The following is an 18,729-nucleotide window of genomic DNA, read 5'->3' on the forward strand; positions in this document are numbered from 1 at the left end:
GTACAAAATGTGTGTTCGACTCGGATCCCTGTGGGAGCTGGCTTGCCAGCGATGGCGGTTGTACAGGCGCATACATTCGTGTGATTGACTGCGCACGTTCAGCCGCTCAATCTTCCTGCTCCATTTTCACTGGCGGAGACATTCGATGCCCTTCGTAACCCTGGACGGACAACCCCTCCACTACATCGACCAAGGCAGCGGCCCGGCCGTCCTGCTGGCCGGCAGTTACCTGTGGGACCAGGCCATGTGGGCGCCGCAGATTGCCGCGTTGTCGCAACAGTATCGGGTAATTGCCCTGGACTTGTGGGGCCACGGTGAATCCGGGCCGTTGCCCGCAGGCACGACTTCGCTGGACGATGTGGCGCGCCAGGCCTTGGCGCTACTCGATCATCTGGATATCGATCGCGTGACCCTGGTCGGGCTGTCGGTCGGCGGCATGTGGGGCGTGCGTCTGGCGTTGTCGGCACCGCAGCGGCTCAACGGGCTGGTGCTGATGGACACTTACGTCGGCGTCGAGCCGGAACCAACCCGCCAGCACTATTTCTCGTTGTTCGACATGATCGAGCAAACCGGTGTGATCGCGCCGCAATTGCTGGACATCGTGGTGCCGATTTTCTTCCGTCCGGGTATCGACCCGCAGTCGGCGTTGTATCAGGACTTCCGCGCCAAACTGGCTGCATTACCACCGGAGCGCTTGCGCGAAAGCATCGTGCCGATAGGGCGGATTACCTTTGGCCGGGATGATCTGTTGCCGCGATTGGGCGAACTGGATGCGGCGAACACGCTGGTGTTGTGCGGCGATCAGGACAAGCCGCGGCCACCTTCGGAGGCGCGTGAAATGGCGGAGTTGATTGGTTGCCCGTGCGTTCTGGTGCCGGAGGCGGGGCATATTTCCAATCTGGAGAATCCGGGGTTTGTCACCCAAGCGCTGCTGGCATTTTTGGCTGAGCGCAATCGAGCGTAGGTTGGGGAAAAGATCGTCCGAACGCGGCCCGAACCTTCGGCAGCTCCTACGGGATCGGGTGAACCCTGTAGGAGCTGCCGAAGGCTGCGATCTTTTGATCTTGTTTATTTCGGCCCGAGAATCTTCGCCAACTTGTCCGGTGACGGCGCGCCTTGCTGCTGTTGCAGTTCACCCTTGCTGTCCATGTAGAAAATCGCCGGGGTAGCCTGCAACTCAAGGTCTTCCATCAACTGCATGTTGGCCGCGAGTTTCGCCTGGATCGCCGGCGGCACATCTTTCAAGGCCTTGAGCGAACTGCCCTTGCCGGCCGCTTCGTGGTCTTGCAGGGCTTTTTGCGGGTCTTTGGCGGCGAGCAGGGCGGCGGACTTGCCGGGGCTGTCTTCGCGGATGATGCCGACCATGATGTGGCGCAGTTGCACCTTGCCGGCCTTGACCCATGGCCGCGCCTGTTCCCAGAACATGTTGCAGTAAGGGCAGTTCGGATCGCTGAACATGTAGACGATGCGCGGTGCATCCTTGTTGCCGTCGGCGATCCAGTTGCTTGCTTCCATCTTGGCCCAGACTTCCTTGGCCATCGGCGCGTACACCAGTTTTTGCAACGGCGCGCTGCTCAAGTCGTTGCCTTCAGCGTCGTACAGACTACCCAGCAGCACGTGCTTGCCATCGGGCGTCAGGTACAGCGCCATGCCACGGTTCTGGTATTGCGCCGCGTAACCACGCAAGCCATCCGGGGCATCGAATTGACCGACGATCTTCGCGCCTTTGGCTTCGATCTTCTTGATCGCCTCGGGCAACTCTTCGGCCTGCACCGATGGCAGGTGCAGCAGGGCGACACCCAGGCTCAGGGTCAGCAGGTGGCGGAGGCGGGGCATGGCAGTTTCCTTGAAGAAGTGGCGGGTACGTTGTCGAAATTTTCCAGGGCGCGGGCCAGGCTGGCTTGCGACAGTTCGCCCAGATGGCTGCCCAGCAGGCGACCGTCGGGGCTATAGAACAGCGTAGTCGGCAATGCCATGGAACCGACAGCCTGGCCCAAACGACCACCGCCGTCGAACAGCACGTTGGACAGGCTCAGGCCTTGGGTTTCCAGAAACGTGGCGACGCTTTGCATGCTTTCGGCCTGATTGACGAACAGGAACGTCAGGTCGGGACGTTGTTGTTGGGCGTTTTCCAGCACCGGCATTTCCCGGCGACACGGCGGACACCAGGTGGCCCACAGATTGATCACCAGCGGGCCGCCCTTGTAGTCGGCCAGTTGCACGGTTTCACCGGCAGCATTGCGCAGGGTGATTTCCGGCAGACGCGTGCCTTGCTCATAAATGCTCAGGGAGAACGTTGCCAGCAGCCAGAACGCCAGGCCGCTGGCCACCCCAAAGCCCAACGGACGACGCAGACCCGGGCGACGCCAGCCTCGGTACACGGTGGCGAGCACCAGCGCGATCACCCCCGGCCAGGCGAGGAAACCGCCGTCGCGCAGGTCGATGACCTGCCAGGGATCGCTGCGATAGTGGGCCCAGTAAACCGCGACGAAACCGATCCGCGCCGCGAGCATGCCGATCAGGAACAGGCTGAACAGCACCGACTCGGGGTTCTCGCCCCCGCGCTTGGCCACCCGCCACCCGACGAACGTCGCCAGTGCCAATGCACTGATCAGCAGCAAGTGGTTAAGCGCGATGGCAAAGGTGCCGAGGGTAAAAGTCAGCATTAACGGGCGTCTCGGGTGGTGGTCCAGCGTTGCAGGAACGTGTCGGCATCGACCTCTCCGGTGATGCGCTGGCTGCGACGCTCGACGCCGTCGGCACCGATCCACAACAGGCTCGGTGGCCCCGGCACTTTATAACGGCCGAGCAGTTCGCGGCTGGCGGCATTGTCTGCGGTGACGTCCAGTCGGAGCAAGCGCACATCGCTCAAGGCTTCGAGCACTCTGGTTTTGCCGAACACCTGTTTTTCCATGACCTTGCACGACACGCACCAGTCGGCGTAGTAGTCCAGCAACACCCATTGGCCCTGCGTTTGCGCCGCATCGAGTTCCCGTTGCAGGGCTTGCGGGTCCTTGATGGTGGTGAAGGCATCGTGACCGACCGGGACAGCCGCAACCGCCGTGTTTGACGCGCGATAAACCTGCAACGGCTTGAACAGATCATCACTGCCGCCCGCCGCGCCGATCATCAACAGACTGCCCCACAAACCGAGCAGCAACGAAGTGGCACCGAACAGATGCGCCACGCGACCAAAACCGTCCGATTGCTTCCAGGCGCTGTAGGCCGCGACCAGCAACAACGCGCCGCACAAGCCGATCCACAACGATTCATCCAGCACCGGGCGCAACATCAGCAACGCGGTGGCGAGGAACAGGAAGCCGAAAATACCTTTGACCAGGTTCATCCAGGCGCCAGGTTTGGGCATGAAGCGATTGCCGACGGTCACCAGCAACAGCAGCGGCACACCGATGCCGATGCCCATGGCGAACAGGATCAGCCCGCCATGCAACGCGTTACCACTCTGCGCGATGTAGAGCAGGGCGCCGGCCAGCGGTGCGGTCATGCACGGACCGACCAGCATACCGGACAAGGCGCCCAGCACACCGGCACCGATCAGGCTGCCGCCGCGCTGATTGCGCGAGACGTTTTCCAGACGATCACGCACGGCCACCGGCAATTGCAGCTCGAAGAAACCGAACATCGGCAACGCCAACAGCACAAAAATCGTCGCGAAACTGCCCAGCAACCAAGGGTTCTGCAACCAGGCTTGCAGGTTCGCCCCCAGGGAAGCCGCCAACACGCCCATCGCCGCATACACCAGCGCCATGCTCACCACGTAACTGCCGGCCAGCGCCAAACCGCGTTTGGGCGAAGCGCCGCTGCCGACAATCAATCCGGCCAGAATCGGCAGCATTGGCAACGAGCAGGGTGTGAAGGCCAGCAACAGGCCAAGACCGAAGAACACCAACAAGCTCCAGCCCAGAGCACGTTGTTGCAGGTTGCTGGCCAGGGCTTGGTCGGGCGCTTCATTCGTCGTGCCGGCCGCAATGGCGCTGCCCAGGTCCACGACTTTGGTTTGCGGCGGATAACACAAACCGGCGTCGGCACAGCCCTGATAACTCACGTTGACCTTACCGCTGGCGCCGGCGGGAATCTTCAGTTCCAGGCCTTGACGATAAACCTGCTGCTCACCGAAAAACTCGTCGCTGTGGGATTCGCCTTGCGGCAGCGCAGGGTGCTGATCGGCAGGCAGACCATCGAACTTTAGCCGTTTTTGATACAGGTAATAGCCGTCGGCAATCTGCCAAAAGAGCTGGGTTTCACCGGATTCCAGGCGTTCAGAGGTGAAAACGAACGCTTTGTCGACGGGCAGAAAATCGGGTTTGGTCTCGAACGGATTGCTTCCGGCCTGGGTCAGGCTGGAGAACAGCAGGGCGACGAGTAGAAACAGCTGACGCATGGAAAAGCCTTATCCTTTGCAAGTGAGGTGCACAATGGGCGGCGGCGATTAACCGATGATTAACCGTGGCGGCCTTGTTGCAGTGGCGCTTGCGGCATAATGTCCGCTTAATCGGTCAGCGGCCTAATCAGCATTATTTACACGAGGCTCTCCATGCACGTACTGGTTTGTGAAGACGATGAGTTGATCGCCAGCGGCATCGTCGCCGGCCTGACCGCCCAAGGTCTGACCGTGGAACATGTGGCCACGGCGTCTGCTGCCCGGGCGATGCTCAAGGTGGCGGAGTTCGATGTGATGGTGCTCGACCTCGGTTTGCCCGACGAAGACGGCCTCAAGTTGTTGCAGCAGTTGCGCCATAGCGGTCTGGAACTGCCGGTGCTGATCCTCACGGCCCGGGATTCGGTGACCGACCGCGTCGACGGTTTGCAGGCCGGTGCCGACGACTACCTGCTCAAGCCTTTCGACCTGCGTGAACTGGCTGCGCGCCTGCACACCCTGCTGCGACGGGTGGCGGGGCGCAGCGTCAACCTGATCGAACATGGCGCTTTGACTTACGACCCGAGCAGCCGCGAAACCACGCTCGCCGGTCAGCCGGTCGATCTCTCGCGCCGCGAGCAATCGCTGTTGCAGGCCCTGCTGCATAACCGTGGCCGGGTGTTGTCCACCGAGCAGCTCAAGGACAGCGTCTACGGTTTCAACGACGAATTGGAGAGCAACGCCCTCAACGTCCATATCCATCACCTGCGGCGCAAACTCGGCAACGGCATTGTCGAGACCGTGCGCGGCCTGGGCTATCGCCTGGGGCCGGCTGATGGCGGAGAACAATCGAAGTGATGAGTTTGCGTTTGCGCCTGAGCCTGACGCTCGGCGCCGCGTTTGCGCTGATCTGGGCGCTGGCTGCGGCCTGGATGCTCAGCGACCTGCGCAATCAAATGATGTTTTCCCTCGACCAGCGCCTGGTGGCGTCGGCGCGGATGGTTGCCGGGTTGATGGAGCAACTGCCGCCGTTGCCGAACAAGGGCGAGGGCACGCATTTCAGTGCCGAACAGTTGAACATTCCCGGGGGCATGGCGTGTCAGGTCAGCTCGTTGCGCGGGGAAATTCTCGCCCGTAGCCACAGCGATCCGGGACAAACCCTGGAAGCCGAGAAAATGGGTTTCCACGATCAGATGATCGACGGCGCGCCGTGGCGCAGTTTCACCTTGGCCCGGGGCGATCTGCGCATAACGACGGCGGATCGGCAAATCGAGCGTGAGGCGTTGAACATGTCGATCCTGCTGGCCGCTTCGGTGCCGGTGGGTGTGGCATTGCTCGGTTGCCTGTGCCTGCTGTGGCTGGGGATTGGCCAGGGGCTGGCGCCGCTCAATCGCATGCGCGATGCCTTGATGCGTCGCAGTCCCGACTCCTTGGAGCCTTTACAGGTGCAGCCGTTGCCCAGCGAACTGCAACCGTTGCTTGAAACGCAAAACCAGTTGTTCCAGCGCATCGGCAAGACCATCGAGCGCGAACGTCGGCTGACCGGTGACGCCGCCCACGAATTGCGCAGTCCGCTGACCGCGATCAAGACCCACCTGCAAGTGGCGCGCATGACCGATGGCGCGGCCCGGGATCAATCCCTGGCCCGGGCCGAGGAGGGCGCTGATCGTTTGCACCGGACCCTTGAGCAATTGCTGTTGCTGGCGCGGGTCGAGGGCAGTCTGTCGTTCGACGACGGCGTGCAATGCAGCGCCGAGCAAGTGGCGAAACTGGCGATTCAGGACACGGCCGGCGGTGATCGCCAGCGCATCAAGTTCCAACCGCCGGCCAAGGTGTCTCAGGCACCGGTCAAAATGCCTGCCGTGCTGTCGATTGCCGCGCTGCGCAATTTGCTGGACAACGCCTTGCGCCATACACCCGGCGAGGGTCCGGTGGAACTGAGCCTGCAAACTACCGGCAACCGCGTGCAGTTCGTGGTGCGCGACCACGGGCCGGGCATTGCCGAAGATGACCTGCAACATTTGACCCAACGCTTCTGGCGCAACGGCCAGAGCACAGGTTGTGGCCTCGGGTTGGCGATTGTGCAGGCCATCGTCCAGCGCTGTGGTTGCACGCTGCATTTCGACAGCCGGCCGGATGGGTTGCGGGTTGAACTGACCATGCCGCTGCAACCGATCTGACAACTCCACAAACCCCTGTAGGAGCTGCCGAAGGCTGCGATCTTTTGATTGTGTTTTTCAAGATCAAAAGATCGTCCGAACGCGGCCCGAGCCTTCGGTAGCTCCTACATGAAGCCAGATCCCACATCATCTGTAACTTCTCTCCATTGGCCGGCCGGACCTCCCACGACTATCGTTCCTCACACTCAACGGATTGAGGTGACCGCGTCATGGAAGCATCCGTACACACCTGCAAGGCAACCCCGGCTGACGCCGGTATCATCAGCCGCATCATCGAGCGTTCCATTCGCGTCGGTTGCGCGCTCGACCACCGCAACGATCCGCAAACCGTTGCTGTCTGGACCCACAACAACACCATCGAACACATCCTGCCCTGGCTCAACGACCAGCGGTTGTACCTGAATATTGCCTTGTTGCAGGACAAACCGGTGGGCGTCGCCATGGCTTCGGTCAGCGGCAAGGTGGCGTTCTGTTACGTGCAGCCGGAATGGTTTCGCCGGGGTGCCGGGCAAGCGCTGGTGCGTGATCTTGAGGGCTGGCTGATCAACCAGGGTTTGCGCCAGTCCCGACTCAACAGCACCCGGACCGGTGAAGCCTTTTATCGACGATTGGGTTATCGGGTGTGCGCAGAAACATTCGCGGTGGCGGGTCTTCATGCCATCCCCATGCACAAAGCCTTGCCTGAGGTCTAAATCGCCGAGCCCCTGATGCGTTTCCAGAACAGGAAAACCTTATTGAGGGGTCGAGAGATGTCAGTCGCTACCAGCCTTATCGAAGATCATCCGGCTCGGGTCGCCCCGACCGAGACGCTTTATCAGTTCAACGAATCGCCGCTGCTGGCCCGTCAGAGCCGGCAGGAATCCAATGCTCGCAGCTATCCGCGACGCATTCCCCTGGCGCTCAAGCGTGCCAAGGGTATCCATGTCGAAGACGTTGAAGGTCGCACGTTCATCGACTGCCTGGCCGGCGCCGGCACCCTGGCCCTGGGGCACAACCACCCGGTGGTGATCGAAGCCATTCAGCAAGTGCTGGCTGATGAATTACCGCTGCACACCCTCGACCTGACGACGCCGGTCAAGGATCAGTTCGTTCAGGATCTGTTCGGCCTGTTGCCGCCAGCTCTGGCCGCAGAAGCCAAGATCCAGTTCTGCGGCCCGACCGGCACCGACGCCGTGGAAGCCGCGCTGAAACTGGTGCGCACCGCCACCGGCCGCAGCACCGTGTTGTCGTTCCAGGGTGGTTATCACGGCATGAGCCAAGGCGCGCTCAGCCTGATGGGCAGCCTGGGGCCGAAAAAGCCCTTGGGCGCTTTGCTCAGCAGCGGCGTGCAGTTCATGCCGTACCCTTACGATTACCGTTGCCCGTTCGGATTGGGCGGCGCGCAAGGGGTCAAGGCCAACCTGAATTATCTGGAAAATCTGCTTAACGATCCCGAAGCCGGCGTGCAACTGCCAGCAGCGGTAATCGTTGAGGTGGTGCAGGGCGAGGGCGGGGTGATCCCGGCGGACCTGGACTGGTTGCGCGGTTTGCGCCGGATCACCGAAAAGGCCGGCGTGGCGCTGATCGTCGACGAGATCCAGAGCGGTTTTGCCCGTACCGGCAAGATGTTTGCCTTCGAGCATGCCGGGATCATTCCGGACGTGGTGGTGATGTCCAAGGCTATCGGCGGCAGCCTGCCGCTGGCGGTGGTGGTCTATCGCGACTGGCTCGACACCTGGCTGCCGGGCGCCCACGCCGGGACGTTCCGTGGCAATCAGATGGCCATGGCTGCCGGTTCGGCGGTGATGCGTTATCTGGTCGAACACAGGGTGTGCGAACACGCCGCCGCAATGGGCGAGCGTTTGAGCGAACACCTGCGCATCCTGCAGCGAGATTTCCCGCAACTGGGCGACATTCGCGGTCGCGGTCTGATGCTCGGCGTCGAACTGATCGACCCGACTGGCGCACTGGACGCTCAGGGGCATCCGCCAGCGTTTGCGCGCCTGGCGCCACTGGTACAGCGCGAATGCCTGAAGCGTGGCTTGATCCTGGAGCTCGGTGGCCGTCACGGCGCGGTGGTGCGTTTCCTGCCGCCGCTGGTGATTACCGCCGCAGAAATCGACCGCGTCGTCGAGATTTTCGGCCGGGCGTTGGCCGCCGCGACCGCCGGCCTGTAAATTTTCCAGGCCCCGGAACGTTACTTCTACATAGCGGCTGCACGCAGCGTGCAGCCCACCCTACAGTGATGGAGAGACAGCATGACGTCAGTATTCGACCGCGAGGACATCCTCTTTCAGGTCGTGGTCAACCACGAAGAGCAATACTCGATCTGGCCCGACTACAAGGCCGTGCCGGAAGGCTGGCGTACCGTGGGCAAGAGCGGGCTGAAGAAGGAATGCCTGGTGTACATCGAGGAAACCTGGACTGACATGCGTCCGCTGAGCTTGCGCCAGAAGATGGATGAGCAGGCTGTTGCTCACTAAACATTTGCGCTAAAAAAGCCCGCTGGACTGGTGACGGTCAGCGGGCTTTTTGTAGCGGGTAATCCCTGTAGGAGCTGTCGAGTGCAACGAGGCTGCGATCTTTTGATTTTTTTTCAAAGCAAGATCAAAAGATCGTCCGAACGCGGCCCGAGCCTTCGGCAGCTCCTACATCGTAATCGCCAGCAGGCTGGCTCCCACAGGGGGCTACGGTGGTCAGCCACTCAACCCCTTGATCACCAAATTCACATCCCCCTCCAACTCGGCCACCGGATCAGCCGCGTCGACACTCAACACCACCAACCGGCTCCCGGCCTCAGCGATCACCGCTTTTACCGCATCGGAAGGCTGGCGATGGTGCAGCACCACGGCCACGTCATTGTCCTTGAGCGTCGCAGCTAATGCCTTCAGCGCCTCAGGCGTCCACTCGGCATCAGGTCTTGCATCCAGGCCAACCAGCTCAAGATTGAGACCACCAATCAGGTAGCCGAAGTGATCGCTCAGGCTCATCACGCTGAGGTTGTCGGCGGCGGCCAGACGCGCCTCGCTGTCAGCACTGAGCTTGAGCAAACGCTGTTTCAAAGTCGCCAGATTGGCTTCGATCGCAGGCTTGGCCGTGGGCGCGAGGCGCACCAGGTCCGCCGCCATCACGTCCGCCATTCGCCCCATGTTGTTGCTGGCGAGCCACGGCTGACTGTTCAAGCCGTCGACCTTGTTGTCAGGCTGCACGGCGATGCCGGGCAGGGCGCCGTCCACCGGGCGGGCTGCGTCGACTTCGATGATGCGGATGTTGCTGCGCCGCGAGATCGGGTACAGCGGATCATCCGGCCACAGCGAACGTAGGCCGATCACCGCGTCGGCGTCGGTTGCCAGTTTGGCCAGCGCCGGGGCGCCTCGGCCGGTGAAGTAGGCGGTCTGACGGCTTCCGGGCAAATTGTCCGGCGCGGCGCGTTCAAGTTTGACGTCGGTGCCTTTGAGCAGAACTTCGCCCAAACCGTAAGTGATCGGCAACGAGGCGAGCACTCGCAGCGGCTTGCTGCTGTCAGTGGCGAAGGACGTTGTGGCCAGCCCGCACAGGGCGACCGCCAGGGTTAATTGGCGTAGAGAAAAAGTCATTTATCCAAGGTTCCCTTTCAGGCTGGGGACGACGCCGCGCGCGATGGCGGACAGGGCGAAGGCGATACCGGCCACCAGGATGATCGCGGCACCGGACGGAATCGGCAGGTCGAAGACGATCGGCGCGAGAATCCCGCACAGCGTGCTGACCGTGGCGATCAGTACCGAACACCAGAAAAAGCCCTTCAACGATTGGCTGAGCAAACGCGCCGCTGCGGCTGGAATCACCAGCAGTGCACCGACCAGGATCGCGCCGATCACTTTCACTGCGGCAACGGTGATCAGCGTCACCAGAATCACGAACAGATAATCCAGCGACTTCACCGCCACGCCACGCACCGCCGCCAGTTGCGGGTTGAAGCTGGCGAGCATGATGCGGTTGTACAGCGGCAAGGCCAGGGCCATCACCAGCGAGCCGACGATGGCCAGCACCAGCAGGTCATTGCCGTTGACCGTCAGCACCGAACCGAACAGCACGTTTTCCAGAATGTGCACGTTGATCTTGCCCGCCAGAATCAGCAGCAGACTCGCACCCAGTGCCAGGGACACCGAGAGGAACACGCCGATCAAGGTATCCGGCGCCAGGCCGGTGCGGTTGCGCAGGTAGTTGAGCAGGATGCCGAACAGCAAGCAGTAACCGAACAGGCTGCCATAAGGGCCGGTGTAGGGTTCGCCGAGCAGGATGCCGATGGCCACACCAGTCAACGCTGCGTGGCCCACCGCTTCGGAGAAAAACGCGAAGCGCTTGACCACCACCAGCGTGCCCAAACCGCCCAGTACCGGACCAATCAACAACCCGGCGAGCAGTGCGTTGACCACGAATCCATAGGCCAAAGCCTCAGGCAGGTAACCCGCAGAGGCCCAGCCTTGGACCATCAAACGAAAGGCTTCGTAACTCATCAGGCAGCGCTCCGTGGATGGGTCGAAAACAGCGTCAGCAGACGATCCGGGGTCAATGCCAGTTTCGGCGTGGCGTCGAACAGCACCCGGCGATTGAGGCCGGTAACGTGATCGGCCAGACGCCCGACGGCTTCCAGATCGTGCTCGATCCACAGCACGGTGATGCCTGCTGCGCGCCAGTCGCCCAGCAAGCGTTCGAACACCTGAATCCCGGCTTCATCGAGCGCCGACATCGGCTCGTCGAGTACCAGCAATTGCGGTGCTGGAATCAGCCCTTGCGCCAACAACACGCGCTGACGTTCGCCGCCGGAAAGCGCGCCCATGCGCCGCTTGCGCTTGTCCTGCATGCCGACCCGCTCCAGGGCCTCGCCGATTGCTGCCGCGTAGTGCTTGCTCAAACCGAGGAATGCCGGGCGTCGCTGGCACATGGCGGCCATGAAATCGTCGACGGTCATCGGCAGGCCGCGATCGAACTCCAGCGCTTGCGGCACGTAGCCGATAGTCCCCGGTTCGCCCGGCCATTGCAGACTCAGGCGACCCTGATGCGGCATCTGACCGAGCAAAGTCTTGATCAGCGAACTCTTGCCGCCACCGTTGGGGCCGACCAGTGCATGCACGCTGCCGGGCCGAACCTGAAAGGTGACCTTGTCGAGGATTGTCGTGCGACCAAGGGTCAGGCTGACCTCCGCAAAGTCCAGCGTCGGCCCCACTCCCTGTAGGAGCGAGCTTGCTCGCGATTGCGGTGTGTCATTCAATGATGATGTCGGCTGACCGGGCGCCTTCGCGAGCAAGCTCGCTCCCACAGGGGATTCTGCATCGGCCAGGATGGTTTCTTTCGAGGTCATTTACCCGACTCCTGAATCGCCCGGACCACCGTGTTGAGGTTGCCGGTCATTTCCTTTTCATACTTGTCGGCGGTGTATTCGCCGTAGGAAATGTGCGACAGCGGATACAGCTTCACCCCGGATTCACGCTGGATGGTGTCGACGTAGGTGGACGGGAAATCCATCTCCGAGAAGATCACCTTCACGTCCAGTTCACGCAGTTGGTCGATGGTCTTTTTCAACTGGCTCGGGCTCGGCTCGATGCCGTGGGCCGGTTCGACCACGGCCGTCACTTCCAGGCCGAATTCGCGCAGCAAGTAGTCGTAGGCGGCGTGCACCGTGGCCACCCGCAGTTCGGCGTTCGGTGCCTCGGTCAGTTTGGCCAGGGCGTCGGCGCGCATCTTGCGCAGGCGCTTGCCGTAGGCGCGGGCGTTCTCGGTGTAAGTCTTGGCGTTGGCCGGGTCGAGTTTGCCCAGTTCACGGGCGATGTTGTTGACCTGGGCAATCGAGGCGCTGATCGACAGGAAGGTGTGCGGGTTCACCACCTTGCCGGCGCCGCGTGCAGCAACGCCGGTGGCGGCCAGCAGCGGTACGTTTTCGTTGGCTTCGATGACCGGCACGTTCGGCGTTTCGCTGGCGGCGATCATGCGGTCGGCGAAGTCGTCATGCCCGACGCCGTTAAGCACGATCACGTCCAGCCCGCTGATGCGCTTGATGTCTTCGGCCCGCGGCTCGTAGGCGTGGGGGTTGAAACCGGCCGGAATCAGCGGCACCACCTCGGCCTTGTCGCCGACGATGTTGGCCACGTAGCTGTAGTAAGGATGCAGGGTGATGCCGATGCGCAGGCGCTTGGCCTCGTCGGCGCTGGCCAGGGGTGTCAGCAGGCAGGCCAGCAGGCCGACCAGTGTCAGGCGCAGAACAGAGCGTAGAGATGAAATAGGCATGGGAAAGCGGTCTTCTCTCGGGTGAAGGCGAGGGTTCAGTGCCGGTGCTGGCGGGTCACGCCGGCATCGAATTGCGCGACGATCTGCTGCCAGCCAGCGCTTTCGAGCGCGGCGTCGCTGAGGTCGGCCGGGGCCTTGAGGTCGATGGCGCGGTTGAGCCAGATGTCCGGGGCGTCATCTTCTGCGGTCAAACGCATCAGGAACGAGCCGGCCACGCTGGCGGTCTGGCTCTGGCCGAAGTAAGCCTTGGTGTCGAGCAACTGCCAGGCATGGGCGCCTCGGCTGACGGAACTGGCGTCCTGGGCAAACGGCGCAAAGCCTTCATCGGCGAGGGTCGCCGGTGTCGGCAGGGTTTGCTGTTCCTGGCGCAGCAGGTGAATCTCGTCCAGCGTCACGCGCAAATCGGCGTAGATGCCTTGCTCGGAAGCGCTGAGGTCGCGGCGGGCATCCAGCTGATGGCTGTTGACGCTGCTCACTTCCTGAGACTCGCCGCGCCAGGCGACCACCGAGCCGGCCACCGCCAGGATCATCAGGCACAACAGCAATACGTAGAGGGTTTCATGGCCGGCACCGGCCGGGCGAACAACTTGTGTGGTTGGCGTACTCATGGGGCTTCAATGTCCGCTTGGTCGATTTCGACCACGTGGCCGGGGCCTGCGTCGAACAGCACATAAAACTCGGCACCGGGCTTCTTGAAAGTCAGGGTCGAATCGGCGCCGAGCTTGCCCGGCACCAGGATGGTTTCGTCGTAGCCGATCACATCCAGGGTCACGCCCGGTGCGCCGCTGCCGTCGGAGAAACCGCCGGTGCACTTGATCTGCTCGGCGTCGACGGCCTTGCATTCGCACATCGGGTTGTGGGCCAGGGCGCTGGTGCTGAAAGCGGCGCAGAGCACCAGCACCGCGGCGCTGAGAGGGCGGATAACGTTGATCATGGTTTGCCTCCTTGAGTGGTCAACCAGGCGAGGGTGGCGGGGGAGGCCTGGCTCAGAGGAACGAATGCCTGATGCATGGAGCCGTCCCAGCCTTCCATGGTTATCCACAGTTCGGCGTCGGCTTTGGTTTTTTCCGGGATCGGCAACATCGCGCCCATGCGGTACGGCGTGCCGAAGAAAATCACCCCGGCGGCGCGTAGGCTGCGCGGCTTGCCGATGCGCAGGTAAGTCGCCTTGACCTGCTCGCGGCAGCTGTTGCACAGGGCGGCGTTGAAGCTTTTCATGTAGCCGGCGGGGCCATCGAGGCGCGGTGCTTCATTGCGCAACTCGGCCAGGCGCACGCTCCACGGGCCGACCTGCACTTCGCCGATTTCCCGTTCGCCCAACCCGGTATCGCCACGGAACAGCGCGGCATCGGCGAAGTACTTGGGCATGAAGCCCAGCGGCACCAGCAACAGCAGAACGTTGATGTGGAAACGCCATTTGTGCCAGAAACGGCTCAGTTTTGACCCCGGTTTCTCCGCAGCGAACAGGCTCATTGGCTGACCTCCGTGGTTTCATGGCTGGTCGCCGGAACATTTTCGTTGCGCGGGCGTTTGTTGCTGCGCTTGAGGGCGTTGGCCGTCGCCAGGGCAGTGCGCTTGGTCCAGATCAACAAGCCGCTGAGGACCATCATGCTCAGCAGCAGGCCGAAGAAGAACCAGATCAGCTTGATCCAGATACCGCCGAAATCACCGGTGTGCAGCGGACGCATGGACTCGGTCACGAACTCCAGGCCCGAGCGGTCGGATAGCAGGCGCGTGGCGGCAACGTCGCCGGTGTACGGGTTGATGTCTGCGGTCTGGAACATCAGCGGATACCAACTGCGCCCACCCACCGACAGGTAGCTGTAGGCGTTGGCCGGCATGCTGACAAAACTCTCGTCGAGACCGGGAATGCGTTCCTTGGCTTCGCGGATCGCAGCTTCCAGGCTGATCATCGGCGCCGCTGAACCATCGGCGGTGAGCGGCACGCTTTCACGCGGGACCACGGCAGCCACCGGTGCGGTGGAGATGGTGATCTGATTGTCGAACATGAAGGCCTGAATCAGGAACCAGGTGCTGGTGATGGAAATCACCGCGATGAACCAGATCGACCAGATGCCGCTGAGACGGTGGAAATCACCCCAGAAAATCCGTGCGCCATGGCGAATGCGCAGGGTCGGGCGCAGGAAACCTTTCCAGAAACGCTTGTACACCACCAGCCCGGTCACCAGCGAGGCCAGCAACGGCAGGCTGAGGAACGACACCAGATACCAGCCCCAGCTGTAGCCATTGGTGAACGGCACCAGCCACCAGCCATGCAGCGCGCGGGTGAATGCCTGGAAGTTGAATTGCGGAGCGGGGCCTTGAATGGCGCCGGTATACGGGTTGACGTAGACCGTCAGCGCACGCCCGTCGGGGTAAGTGACGCTGACATCCAGCGCAAAGTGCGATTCGTCGGGACGGCTGATGCTGTCGACAATGATGTCGGGCTCGGCCTTCTTGATGGCGGAGAGGATCTGGTCGTAATTGAGCCGCGGCGCATCGTCCGACGGCTGGCTGGCGCGCATTTGCGGATTGGCCAGCCAGACGATTTCCTGGCTGACTACTGCCAATGTGCCGGTCACGCAGACGATCAGAACGAAAAACCAGATGGGCAGCGCCAGCCAGCTATGGACCAGGAACCAGAGTTTAGAGCGGGATTTCTTCGACATGGTCAGGGCGTCTTATATCGATGAAAAGGCCTCTACTACGGGCTTCGCAGCGATGAGGTCGATAAACGTCCAGTCGTGGCTTTTGCCTACGCGAAAGGACTGCATCTATATAGGACGGATGAGCAACCGAAATCCCGAAGGGCGATATGAAAGAAAATGTTTCGTGTTCCGCGCAGGCCGATGTTGGCCTGCGCGGCGCCGCGATCAGCGCAGGAAACCCAGCGCTTCGGCAAGCAGCAGTTCAGGGGCTTCTTCGGCGATGTAATGTCCGGCGGGCAACGCTTTGCCACGGACATCGGTGGCGACTTGCTGCCATTCCTTGAGCGGCTCGAAACAGCGCCCGACCGTGCCTTCGGCGCCCCATAAAACCAGCAACGGCAGGTTCAGATGATGACCGGCATCGATGTCGGCGCGGTCATGTTGCAGATCGATGCTGGCGCTGGCCCGGTAATCCTCACAGATGCCACGGGCGGCGCCCGGCAGTTTCAGGCAGCGCAGGTATTCGCCAAAGGCTTGCTCGGTGAACGGTTTGAGCCCGGCACTGCGACTGCCCATCACGCTGCGCAGATAAGCCTCGGGATCGGCGTCGATCAAGGTTTCCGGCAGCGGTGCGGGGCGGATCAGGAAGAACCAGTGCCAGTACGCACGGGCAAAGGCTTCGTTGGTTTGCGAATACATCGCCAGGGTTGGCGCGATATCGAGCAGCACCATGCGTTGCACGGCATCGGCATGGTCCAGCGCCAGGCGATGGGCGACGCGGGCGCCACGGTCGTGGGCCAATACCGAAAACCTTTCGAACCCCAAGGCCTTCATCAGCTCGACGTTGTCCTTGGCCATTTCCCGTTTGGAGTAATGCGCGTGCAGATCATCGGCGGGCGGTTTGCTGCTGTCGCCGTAACCGCGCAGGTCGGCGGCAACCACGGTGAAATGCTCGGCCAGTTGTTCGGCGACCTTGTGCCAGATGACGTGGGTCTGCGGGTGACCGTGCAGCAACAACAGGCCCGGCCCGCTGCCGCCGATGCGGTAGGCGATATCCACACCGTTGACGCGGCGCTGGTCTTTCAGGAATCCGGCAAACATGAGTGCCTCCTTGTTCTGATTAGCTGCATCCTGAAAGTGTTGCGGCGTGAGGGCAAGGCGTGAAGTGTGGTGTGATTGTTCATGAAGTGTGTTTGATAGACCGCCATCACTGTAGGAGCGAGCCTGCTCGCGATGGCGGTCTATCAACCCATGAAGATCTTAACCCTGCTGAAACATCTCCTTCGCCCGCTGCTCAATCTGCTCCTGAGTCAGATCCTCTTTCCGCGTGGCCAAAAACCACAGATGTCCATACGGATCCTTCAAAGTCCCGGAACGGTCGCCATAAAACTGATCCTTGACCTCCGACACCACGGTGCCACCTGCCGCAATCGCCTGTTTGTAAGACTTGTCCACATCGGTCACATACAAATGCAGACCGACTGAAGGCGAGTTGTCCGGATTGCTCAACGGCCCTTGATCACACGGTGTGCCGAGCATGATCGGGCAGTCGCCGATGCGCAGTTCGGCGTGGCCGATACCGCCGTCGGGTATGGACAGGCGCATGACTTCGATGGCGCCGAAGGCTTTTTTATAGAACTCGATGGCTTCGCCGGCTTTTGCAATGCCCAGGTACGGGGTGATGCTGTGATAACCCTCTGGAATGGGTTTAACGCTCATGATGGTTTCTCCCTGTTCTTGTTGTGGATTCACTGCTTTCAAGCAGGACCTATAAGTGTAGGAGCTGCTGAAGGCTCGGGCCGCGTTCGGACGATCTTTTGATTTTGATCTTCAGCAATCTTCAAGTTCACAAAAGATCGCAGCCTTCGGCAGCTCCTACAGGGTTAATTCTGTTGTTCATGCCACTGTTCAGCCATCAACAGTGAAGCAACAGATTGTCTGGCCTGAGCATCATCAAACCCTCGAAACACCGCCGAAATCCCCGTAAACACTGGCCCGCGCAGTCAGGCACAGAAGCTGCAATCACTCAGGTATTACCGATACCGAGAGTCTTGTATGCCTGCCTTGCCCGAATCTGCCGTTTATCCGATCAACCGTCCGTCCGCCCACCGGATCGCTGACGAAGCCCAAGCCCTGCAAGTAGCCGAGCGTGTCGCCGCGATCCTGCTGGAGCAGGACGCCGAGCGCGACCGTTCGCGCCAGGTGCCCGCCGAGATCGTCGATCTGTTTTCCAACAGCGGCCTGTGGGGCATCACCGTGCCCAAAGCGTTCGGTGGCGCGCAAGTCTCCTCTGCGGTGCTGGCGCAGGTCATCGCGATCATCTCGGCGGCCGATCCATCCTTGGGACAAATCCCGCAAAACCACTACTGCCTGCTGGAAGACATTCGCCTGCAAGGCACGCCGGAGCAGCAGGCGCATTTCTTTGAGCTGGCCTTGCAAGGGCACCGCTTCGCCAACGCCTTGTCGGAGACCGGTGGCAAGAACGTGCAGGACATTCAGACCACCATTCGCCGTTACGGCGACGGCCATGTGATCAACGGCCGCAAAGGCTACTGCACCGGTTCGCTGTATGCGCACTGGCTGGCGGTGCTGGCGCTGGACGAAGAGCAGAAGGGCCAGTTGGCCTTCGTCGAGCGCGGCACCCAAGGGCTGGTGATCGTCGACGACTGGGACAGCATCGGCCAGCGCACCACGTCCAGCGGCACGGTTTTGGCCGAGGATCTGCACGTCGCGGCGTTCAATCTGTTCCCGACCTATCGCTCCTATGAAAGCCCGACCCTGGCCGGCCCGTTCGCCCAATTGACCACCGCCGCCATTGACGCCGGCATTGCCCGCGCAGCCCTGCGCGACACCATCGCTTTCGTTCAGCAATTCGCCCGGCCGTGGATCGATGCGGGCGTGGAAAAAGCCAGCGAAGATCCGCTGACCATCATTCAGGTCGGAGGCCTGGAGATTCGACTGGAAGCCGCCGAAGCCTTGTTGGAGCGGGCCGGTCATGCACTGGATGCGGCGCGTCCGGCACCGGATGAAGACAACGTTGCCCGCGCGTCCCTGGCCGTGGCCAAGGCCAAAGTGCTGACCACCGAAATCGCCATCGAAGCGACCAACAAACTGTTCGAACTCGGCGGCACCCGTTCCACGTTGCGCAAGCACAACTTCGACCGCCACTGGCGCAACGCCCGGGTCCACACACTGCACGACCCGGTGCGCTGGAAATATCACGTGGTCGGCAACTGGCTGCTCAACGGCGTGAAACCGCCGCGACATGACTGGTCGTGAT

At 61.7% G+C, this 18,729-nt stretch carries 20 protein-coding genes; 7 read left to right on the top strand and 13 right to left on the bottom strand.

Annotated features, from left to right (window positions below; all coding sequences use genetic code 11):
* Positions 1 to 145: 145 nt before the first annotated feature.
* The gene (locus ACM110_RS26045; protein WP_416130010.1) at positions 146 to 964 is read left to right on the top strand and encodes an alpha/beta fold hydrolase; all 819 of its coding nucleotides are present in this window, start codon (positions 146 to 148) and stop codon (positions 962 to 964) included.
* Positions 965 to 1,068: 104 nt separating this feature from the next.
* Here the strand turns inward: ACM110_RS26045 and dsbG are convergent, their stop codons facing one another.
* Genes dsbG through dsbD form a run of 3 tightly spaced genes read right to left on the bottom strand, consistent with a single transcriptional unit; the run spans position 1,069 to position 4,402 of the window.
* Positions 1,069 to 1,836 (bottom strand): thiol:disulfide interchange protein DsbG, encoded by a 768-nt coding sequence (gene dsbG, locus ACM110_RS26050; protein WP_416130011.1) that lies wholly within the window; start codon positions 1,834 to 1,836, stop codon positions 1,069 to 1,071.
* Positions 1,812 to 2,666, bottom strand: coding sequence for a prolipoprotein diacylglyceryl transferase family protein (locus ACM110_RS26055; protein WP_416130012.1), 855 nt, complete (start codon positions 2,664 to 2,666; stop codon positions 1,812 to 1,814). The genes dsbG and ACM110_RS26055 overlap by 25 nt, the downstream gene beginning before the upstream one ends.
* On the bottom strand, positions 2,666 to 4,402 hold the full coding sequence (gene dsbD, locus ACM110_RS26060; RefSeq protein ID WP_416130013.1) for a protein-disulfide reductase DsbD: 1,737 nt from the start codon (positions 4,400 to 4,402) through the stop codon (positions 2,666 to 2,668). The genes ACM110_RS26055 and dsbD overlap by 1 nt, the downstream gene beginning before the upstream one ends.
* Before the next feature lie 153 nt (positions 4,403 to 4,555).
* On the opposite strand from dsbD, the gene ACM110_RS26065 reads away from it, so the two are divergent.
* The 5 genes from ACM110_RS26065 to ACM110_RS26085 all read left to right on the top strand — a co-directional run bounded on the left by ACM110_RS26065 (position 4,556) and on the right by ACM110_RS26085 (position 9,020).
* On the top strand, positions 4,556 to 5,236 hold the full coding sequence (locus ACM110_RS26065) for a response regulator (RefSeq protein ID WP_416130014.1): 681 nt from the start codon (positions 4,556 to 4,558) through the stop codon (positions 5,234 to 5,236).
* A complete protein-coding gene (locus ACM110_RS26070; RefSeq protein ID WP_416130015.1) occupies positions 5,233 to 6,558 on the top strand; it encodes an ATP-binding protein in 1,326 nt (441 codons plus the stop codon). Before ACM110_RS26065 ends, ACM110_RS26070 begins: the two co-directional genes overlap by 4 nt.
* A gap of 209 nt (positions 6,559 to 6,767) precedes the next feature.
* A complete protein-coding gene (locus ACM110_RS26075) occupies positions 6,768 to 7,250 on the top strand; it encodes a GNAT family N-acetyltransferase (protein ID WP_416130016.1) in 483 nt (160 codons plus the stop codon).
* A 57-nt stretch (positions 7,251 to 7,307) separates the two neighbouring features.
* Entirely contained in the window at positions 7,308 to 8,714 is a 1,407-nt protein-coding gene (locus tag ACM110_RS26080; RefSeq protein ID WP_416130017.1) for an aspartate aminotransferase family protein, read from the top strand.
* Between the two features lie 81 nt (positions 8,715 to 8,795).
* Positions 8,796 to 9,020: an MbtH family protein gene (locus tag ACM110_RS26085; RefSeq protein ID WP_416130018.1), complete on the top strand. Its 225-nt coding sequence runs from the start codon at positions 8,796 to 8,798 to the stop codon at positions 9,018 to 9,020.
* Between the two features lie 213 nt (positions 9,021 to 9,233).
* Here the strand turns inward: ACM110_RS26085 and ACM110_RS26090 are convergent, their stop codons facing one another.
* The 10 genes from ACM110_RS26090 to ACM110_RS26135 form a co-directional block, all read right to left on the bottom strand.
* Positions 9,234 to 10,133, bottom strand: coding sequence for a metal ABC transporter substrate-binding protein (locus ACM110_RS26090; RefSeq protein ID WP_416130019.1), 900 nt, complete (start codon positions 10,131 to 10,133; stop codon positions 9,234 to 9,236).
* On the bottom strand, positions 10,134 to 11,033 hold the full coding sequence (locus ACM110_RS26095) for a metal ABC transporter permease (RefSeq protein WP_416130020.1): 900 nt from the start codon (positions 11,031 to 11,033) through the stop codon (positions 10,134 to 10,136).
* Positions 11,033 to 11,878, bottom strand: coding sequence for a metal ABC transporter ATP-binding protein (locus ACM110_RS26100; protein ID WP_416130021.1), 846 nt, complete (start codon positions 11,876 to 11,878; stop codon positions 11,033 to 11,035). Before ACM110_RS26100 ends, ACM110_RS26095 begins: the two co-directional genes overlap by 1 nt.
* Positions 11,875 to 12,801, bottom strand: coding sequence for a metal ABC transporter substrate-binding protein (locus ACM110_RS26105; protein WP_338582162.1), 927 nt, complete (start codon positions 12,799 to 12,801; stop codon positions 11,875 to 11,877). Before ACM110_RS26105 ends, ACM110_RS26100 begins: the two co-directional genes overlap by 4 nt.
* Before the next feature lie 35 nt (positions 12,802 to 12,836).
* On the bottom strand, positions 12,837 to 13,409 hold the full coding sequence (locus tag ACM110_RS26110) for a DUF6162 family protein (protein ID WP_416130022.1): 573 nt from the start codon (positions 13,407 to 13,409) through the stop codon (positions 12,837 to 12,839).
* Entirely contained in the window at positions 13,406 to 13,735 is a 330-nt protein-coding gene (locus tag ACM110_RS26115; protein WP_416130023.1) for a hypothetical protein, read from the bottom strand. Before ACM110_RS26115 ends, ACM110_RS26110 begins: the two co-directional genes overlap by 4 nt.
* Entirely contained in the window at positions 13,732 to 14,274 is a 543-nt protein-coding gene (locus ACM110_RS26120; protein ID WP_416130024.1) for a thiamine pyrophosphate-binding protein, read from the bottom strand. Before ACM110_RS26120 ends, ACM110_RS26115 begins: the two co-directional genes overlap by 4 nt.
* Positions 14,271 to 15,470 (bottom strand): PepSY-associated TM helix domain-containing protein, encoded by a 1,200-nt coding sequence (locus tag ACM110_RS26125; protein WP_416130025.1) that lies wholly within the window; start codon positions 15,468 to 15,470, stop codon positions 14,271 to 14,273. Before ACM110_RS26125 ends, ACM110_RS26120 begins: the two co-directional genes overlap by 4 nt.
* Before the next feature lie 204 nt (positions 15,471 to 15,674).
* On the bottom strand, positions 15,675 to 16,550 hold the full coding sequence (locus ACM110_RS26130; RefSeq protein ID WP_416130026.1) for an alpha/beta fold hydrolase: 876 nt from the start codon (positions 16,548 to 16,550) through the stop codon (positions 15,675 to 15,677).
* Positions 16,551 to 16,709: 159 nt separating this feature from the next.
* Positions 16,710 to 17,168 (bottom strand): VOC family protein, encoded by a 459-nt coding sequence (locus ACM110_RS26135; RefSeq protein WP_416130027.1) that lies wholly within the window; start codon positions 17,166 to 17,168, stop codon positions 16,710 to 16,712.
* Positions 17,169 to 17,504: 336 nt separating this feature from the next.
* Between ACM110_RS26135 and ACM110_RS26140 the strand changes: the two genes are divergently transcribed.
* The gene (locus ACM110_RS26140; RefSeq protein ID WP_416130028.1) at positions 17,505 to 18,728 is read left to right on the top strand and encodes an SfnB family sulfur acquisition oxidoreductase; all 1,224 of its coding nucleotides are present in this window, start codon (positions 17,505 to 17,507) and stop codon (positions 18,726 to 18,728) included.
* The last annotated feature ends 1 nt before the right edge of the window (position 18,729 follow it).

The sequence above is a fragment of the Pseudomonas sp. NFX98 genome (assembly GCF_047784845.1).
In the GTDB taxonomy this organism is placed as follows: Bacteria; Pseudomonadota; Gammaproteobacteria; order Pseudomonadales; family Pseudomonadaceae; genus Aquipseudomonas.